General features: G+C 28.9%; 8 protein-coding genes. All 8 read right to left on the reverse strand.

Annotation, left to right across the window (positions count from 1 at the left end; all coding sequences use genetic code 11):
- Positions 1-23 precede the first annotated feature (23 nt).
- Positions 24-1121 carry a flagellar motor switch phosphatase FliY gene (fliY, locus tag BUB63_RS01240; protein ID WP_073247666.1) on the reverse strand — a complete coding sequence of 366 codons (1098 nt, stop codon included), beginning with the start codon at positions 1119-1121 and terminating at the stop codon, positions 24-26.
- Complete coding sequence (gene fliM / locus BUB63_RS01245; RefSeq protein ID WP_073247667.1) at positions 1114-2103, reverse strand: flagellar motor switch protein FliM; 990 nt, start codon at positions 2101-2103, stop codon at positions 1114-1116. Before fliM ends, fliY begins: the two co-directional genes overlap by 8 nt.
- A gap of 13 nt (positions 2104-2116) precedes the next feature.
- Positions 2117-2506: a chemotaxis protein CheW gene (locus BUB63_RS01250; RefSeq protein WP_027307554.1), complete on the reverse strand. Its 390-nt coding sequence runs from the start codon at positions 2504-2506 to the stop codon at positions 2117-2119.
- 14 nt (positions 2507-2520) lie between these two features.
- On the reverse strand, positions 2521-2880 hold the full coding sequence (gene cheY / locus BUB63_RS01255) for a chemotaxis protein CheY (protein WP_027307555.1): 360 nt from the start codon (positions 2878-2880) through the stop codon (positions 2521-2523).
- Between the two features lie 17 nt (positions 2881-2897).
- Positions 2898-3494 carry a chemotaxis protein CheC gene (locus BUB63_RS01260; protein ID WP_073247668.1) on the reverse strand — a complete coding sequence of 199 codons (597 nt, stop codon included), beginning with the start codon at positions 3492-3494 and terminating at the stop codon, positions 2898-2900.
- A gap of 13 nt (positions 3495-3507) precedes the next feature.
- Complete coding sequence (locus BUB63_RS01265) at positions 3508-5502, reverse strand: chemotaxis protein CheA (protein ID WP_027307557.1); 1995 nt, start codon at positions 5500-5502, stop codon at positions 3508-3510.
- A 1-nt stretch (position 5503) separates the two neighbouring features.
- A complete protein-coding gene (locus tag BUB63_RS01270; protein ID WP_073247669.1) occupies positions 5504-6280 on the reverse strand; it encodes a CheR family methyltransferase in 777 nt (258 codons plus the stop codon).
- 4 nt (positions 6281-6284) lie between these two features.
- Positions 6285-6881, reverse strand: a 597-nt coding sequence (locus BUB63_RS01275) for a CheB methylesterase domain-containing protein (protein ID WP_341465367.1), incomplete at its 5' end; no start/stop codon positions are given.

The raw sequence follows: 6881 nt of genomic DNA on the forward strand, positions 1-6881 counted from the left end.
TTTAGAGTAAAAAGTCTGCAGTTTTATTTTCCCTGCAGACTTTTTACTCTTTCGGCATTACTAACTATACTTGTTATTCTTACACCAAAATTTTCATCTATTACTACGACTTCACCTAAAGCAACTTTTTTACCATTTACTAAAATTTCAACAGGTTCTTCTGTTAATTTATCAAGTTCAACTAATGAGCCAACAGACAGTTCGAGTATATCTTTTATTGTCTTTTTTGTTCTACCTAATACGACTGATATTTCAAGAGGAACATCAAGAATTAGATCAATATTTTTAACTTCATTAGTTGCAATTGGAGTAAGTGGTGCAAATTCAGCCTTTTGAACATTATATTGTGGTTTATTATACTCGTGCGGTGTATATTCTACTTGTTGAGCATTTGTGTTAGTATCAATAAAGTAGTTTTCAACATTTGCTTCATTATCAAAAATTTGTTTTTGTTCTTCAACTTTATTCTCTTCTGTACCAGTTAATTTATTTATTATCATTTTGGCTGTTTGTATGGGTAGCAGTAACATTATTTCACTATCTACTAACGCATCAATAGTAAGTCTAAAGGAAATCTTTACTATATCATCATCCTCTGATATTTTTTCAGATAGTTTGTTATTTTTCTCATCCCAAACCGATGCATAAGGAGGTGAAATATTAATTGGCATATTTAACATTTGTGATAATGACGTAGCAGATGAACCTATCATTTGGTTCATTGCTTCAGACACAGCACTTATTTCAATTTCCGATAAAGTGTCTGCTTTTCTTGTACCATCACCACCCATCATTAAATCAGCTATAACTATTGCATCGGTTATTTTAATTAATAATAGATTTGCACCAATTAAACCTTCAATATATTCAACTTCAACAGATATAATAGGAACATCAAATTCTTTTTTCATCTTGCGTAATGAAGTTATACTAACTCTTGGCGTAGTAATATTAACCATTCTATTAATTATTGTAGAGAGAGCTGTTGAAGCTGATCCCATCGAAATATTACCAATTTCGCCTAACAAATCCTTATCAGTTTCAGAAATTGTTTCTTTTTGTGTAAAACCTCCATTTAAAAGAGCATCTATTTCCTCTTGTGAAAGTAGTCCATCATTCATAATCTTCCACATCCTTATCTATAATTTCTGCTATTTGTATACCCATTTTTTTACCGATAACACCAGGATATACTTTGTAATGTAAGTTATCTTCAATATAATAATTTAATGTACCGTTAATTTTTGTATTAAGTTTAATACAATCACCTACTGTTAAATTTAAAAAGTCTTGAACTGAAATTATTGATCTACCCAATTCAACGTGTGAGTCAACTTCTACATTCATAATATTTTTTTCAAGCTTTTTAGTTACTTCAATATCTGATTCAGTCTTTATATTAGATCTGTATTGTATAACAAGTTTATCTATAAATTTTTCTACTGATATATAAGGAATACACATGTTAATAAAACTTTGATTATTATTTATCTGAACTTGCATTGTTATAAGTTCAACAGGTTCATTTGGTGCTAAAAATTGGTTTAAAACAGGGTTTGTTTCTAAGGAATCAATCTTTGGTTCTACTTCTATGATATCTTCCCAAGCAAGTTTTAGCCCCTCAAGCATTTTATAGTTTATTTTTTTAATAATATTTTTTTCAATTTCCGTAAATTCTCTAACCTTAATAAGTTCTTTGCCTTCACCACCGAACATAATATCTATAGTTTGAAATACAAACTGAGGACTTGTTTCAAATAAAAATAATCCATTAAAGGGTTCTAAATAATAGGATATAAGTATAGTTGGATTAGATATAGAATGAATAAATTCTTCATATGTTATTTGTTCAGTGGATATAACTTTAATTTGTACAGATGTTCTTAGGTTTGCTGTCAAATAATTCGAAGCTATTCTGGCAAAATTTTCATGAACCATTTCCAATGTCTTAACGTGTTCCTTTGAAAACTTATTAGGTCTTTTAAAATCATATTTTTTTACTTTTTGTTTAGTTTCCTCTGTTTTTTCCTCAAGACTTAATTCACCTGAACTTAAGGCAGACAGGAGGGCATCAATTTCACTTTGAGATAATATTTCTCCCATCTTATCCCTCCTATTACTTTATCAAATTTTCACCGTCTAATAATGTTACAATATAATCTTTAAAATTAATAACTCCTCTTGTTAACGTATTTTCATTATTTATTTTTTCAAGCATATCATCAGTAATATCAACAACCTCTTGAACACTGTCAACCATAAGTCCAACTTTTTCCTCTTGTACTTCTACAATAATAATATTTTCCTGAACTTTTTCAGAATCTACATTTAAATATTTTTTTAAATCAATCACAGAAATTATATTTCCTCTTAAATTTGCAAGACCCCTTATATAATATGGAGCTTTAGGAACATAAGTTATATTCATCATTTTTTCTATTCCATGAACAAGTCTTGTTTCTAAAGCAAATCTTTCTTTACCAATATTAAAAATAACTACTTGCATTTCTAATCAACTCCTTAACCAAGCACCTTCTTTAAGGCTTCTAAAACTCTCTCTGGTTGGAATGGTTTTACGATAAAGTCTCTTGCTCCTGACTTTATTGCTTCCATAACCATTGCTTGTTGTCCCATTGCTGAGCACATAATTATTTTAGCATTAGGATCAAAGGCTTTAATCTCTTTAACTGCTTGAATTCCATCCATCTCAGGCATTGTTATATCCATTGTAACAACATCAGGTTTTTCTAATTTATATATTTCAACCGCTTTAGCACCATTTGGAGCTTCGCCTATTACTTCATAACCATTTTTTGTTAGTATGTCCTTTAGCATCATTCTCATAAAAGCTGCATCGTCAACTATTAATACTCTTGCCATTTTAATTCCTCCCTTAATTATAAACCTAATTTATTTAATAATATTTCTAATGAACCTGGCTTTGGTATAAAAAAGAAATTACCTGCTATTTCATTATTATCAACTATGAATTTTGTGTCTATAGCTAAAACATTTTCACTATACTGTTCTGCATCCATAAACGTTGTTGTCATAATTGCAGCCAACATATCGATAGCTACAGATGGCACAGAAGTTACAACTGACATATTTGCTAACTGAGCAATTGCATTTAAATAAGAATTTCCCAAGATGTTACCAACTTCTTGAAAAATTGAGTATAGCATATCTTCGTTTAATTCTGTCATTCCAAACATAAGCGTATTTGTAAACTTTTCTGCTTCTTCATTTTTTATCATAAATAAAATATTACCTAAAACATCTCCAAATACCTTTAAAAGTACTGCAACAACTACATCATCATCATTGCCTACTCTTCTTATCATATCGTTAAATTCCAAAATGTCAAGTTGAGGTATTTCCATATCAACTTTTTTATTTATTAATTGAGACAATGCTGTTGCTGCATTACCAGAGCCTATATTCCCAACTTCCTTTAATGCGTCAATTTGAAATTCAGTCAATTTTAATTCCATAAAATCACCTACTTTAAACAATTGCAGCGACATCAAGTATTAATGTAACTAATCCATCACCTAATATTGTCGCACCCACATATTCCTTTAAATTTTGCAACAATTTACCCACTGGTTTAATTACAATTTCTTGTTGGCCTAATAACTCATCTACAAGCAGACCAACAGTCTTTTCACCTGTTTTTACAATTACAATGTATTTATTGTTTGATTCTACTGATTTTAGATTTAATTTTTCAGATAATCTGATGATTGGTATTATCTTATCTCTGTATAGTATTACTTCTTTATTATTTGTTAACTTAATCTCATTTACGTTAATATTAATTACTCTGTCAATAAAACCAAGAGATATTGCAAATGTTTCATCAGATACCTTAACTAATAATGCTTGTATTATGGAAAGAGTTAATGGTAACCTAATTATGAATGCTGTTCCTTTACCCTTTTCACTAACAACCTCAACAGTTCCACCTAAATTAGATATTTTAGTTTTAACAACATCCATACCAACACCGCGACCAGATATGTCAGTTACTTTTTCACTTGTACTAAATCCTTGCATAAAAATTAAATTTTTAATATCATTCTCTGACATACCCTCAGTGCTTATACCTATAGATTCAGCCTTCCTTTTAATTTTTTCTAAATCAAGTCCTTTTCCATCATCTTCAATTTTAATTACAGCTTTGTTCCCCTCTTGGTATGCAATTAACTTTATAGTTCCCTTTGCTGGTTTACCAAGTTTAATTCTTTCTTCTGTTTTTTCTATTCCATGGTCAGCTGCATTTCTGATTAAATGTACTAATGGCTCTCCTATCTCATCTATAACTGTTCTGTCTAATTCAGTATCTTCTCCTTTTATTATCAAATCAATATCTTTTCCAAGTTCCTGTGATAGGTCTCTGATCATTCTTGGGAATCTATTGAACACTCTTTCTATAGGTAGCATTCTTACCTTCATTACTAAATCCTGAAGATCAGATGTAATTCTTCCTACTTGCTCTAATGTTTCGTGTAGTTCACCTAATCTGTAATTTGTGCTAATTTGCTCCAATCTTGTTCTGTGAATTACTAATTCTCCAACTAAATTCATAAACTTGTCTAATCTTTCTAAGTCAACACGCACTGATTGGTGGGCTTTTTTATTTTTTTCCTCTTCTTTGGTTATTTTTGCTTTTGTATTTTCTTGTTTTTTATTGATATCAACATCGATATTGTTAGATTCTAATTGATTATCAGATTGTTTTTTAGTTTCAAGATTATTTATTGATTTAGATGATTCAGCTATTGAATTAATATTAACTTCTTTAATTTCAGATATATTTAAAATTAAATCTTTAACTTCATCTGCATTCTTTTGTGTTAAAAACATAATATAAAATCTGTCTTGAAAATTCTCTTGCTCAAGGTCATCAACCGAAGGTACTGTTTTAATAATTTCACCTAAATCTTCAATTGTTTTATAAACTAAAAAGGATCTTGCAGATTTTAAAAGACAGTCATCAGTTAAAATAATTTCAGCTGTATATACGTTATAATTTTTTTCTTTTGCCTGTTTTATTATGTTTTCATCATAAATATTTAAGGTAAAATCTATATTACTCTTTTCATCTTTTTGCTCTTTTTTACTTTCACCAACATTTTCAAGTTCTTTTATTAAATTATCAATGCTTATTTTTTCATCATTACCATCCCTTATATTATCTATCATTATTTCTAAAGTATCCAAACATTTAAATAAAACATTAATTATGTTTGAATCAACCTTTAAAATATCATTTCGGAATTTATCAAGCACATTTTCCATTTTATGAGTCAATTCAGCTATATCAGTAAATCCCATACTTCCAGCCATACCCTTTAAAGTATGAGCAACTCTGAATATTGAATTAATTATATCTTTATTTTCTGGATCCTTCTCCAGCTCTAAGATATTTTGATTTAATGTTTGTAAATTTTCAGATGATTCTTCTAAAAAAACATCTAAATATTGGGACATATCCATATTAATTACCTCCCGGCTTTCTATATATAAATGTTGATGCTTTTTCATATCCAAATTCCTTATAATTATAAATACTTTCAGTTGCACCTACAAATAGCAATCCTCCAGGTTTAAGAGAATTGTAAAAGTTTTGGTAAATTTTATTTTTAGTTTCTTGAGTAAAATAAATGACTACATTTCTGCAAACTATTAAATCAAAACCAGATTCATATTTATCTAAAATTAAATCGTGTTTTTTAAATGTTACCCTTTTTTTTATATCTTCTGATATATAAAATTTGTCATCCTTTTTTGTAAAATATTTATTTAAAGTATTGTCATCTACATTTCTTATTTCATTTTTATTATAAACTCCTTGTTTGGCAACCTCTAATATAGTTTGATCGATATCGGTTGCTATTATTGTATGTTTCTTATTAGGAGTTAGTCTATCCATTATTATAGCAAGTGTGTAAGGTTCAGCTCCTATTGAACAAGCTGCACTCCATATTTTTAAGCTATTTTTTTCGGGTCTTAAATAATACTTTATCTTCTGTTCTAAATCTAAGAAAAGCTCCTTATTTCTAAAAAATTCAGATACATTAATTGTTAAATGATCTAAAAATTTTTTACTTAAGTTTGAATCTGATGATAGTTTGGTTATAAAATCAATTTCATTTTTTGCTCCTGCCCGTTGCATAAAATTTTCTATGCGTCTAATTAGTTGTTTTGATTTATAAGCAGAAAGATTAATTCCATATTCTTTTTGAACAAACTTTTCAATTTTTTCAAATTCCATTGGTTCACGCCCTCTTCAAAAGTTTTAGAATATATTCGAGAATATCATTTTCGTGTAAAACTACGTCTACACAACCAGTTTGTATTGCAGATTTTGGCATTCCAAATACCACTGATGATTCTTCATCCTGTGCGATTACAAAACCTCCATATTTCTTCACTTCAATTACACCTTCTGCACCATCCTTACCCATACCTGTAAATATCGCTGCTATTGTACCTGATTTATAATAATTTGCAGCACTTATAAATAGTTTATCTACTGCTGGTCTAACTCCGTGTATTTGAGGTGATAAGTCTAATCTAATTTCACCATTAACTACAAGCATATGGTATCCACCTGGTGCAATATATACAGTATTTTCTTTTATTTTTTGTTTATCAACAGCTTCTACAACTTCTAAATTGCTTGCTTTATTCATTCTTTCAGCAAAAGCCTTTGTAAAACCAACAGGCATATGTTGTACAACAAGAACAGGAATATTTATATCCTTTGGAAGTTTAGTAATTAAATCAAATAAAACCTTTGGTCCTCCAGTGGAAGCACCAAGGAGAAGAACACTATATTTGTTTTGATTTATATTTATACTTTTATTATTTAA

Origin of the sequence: Caloramator proteoclasticus DSM 10124 (genome assembly GCF_900129265.1) — a bacterium.
In the GTDB taxonomy this organism is placed as follows: domain Bacteria; phylum Bacillota; class Clostridia; order Clostridiales; family Caloramatoraceae; genus Thermobrachium; species Thermobrachium proteoclasticum.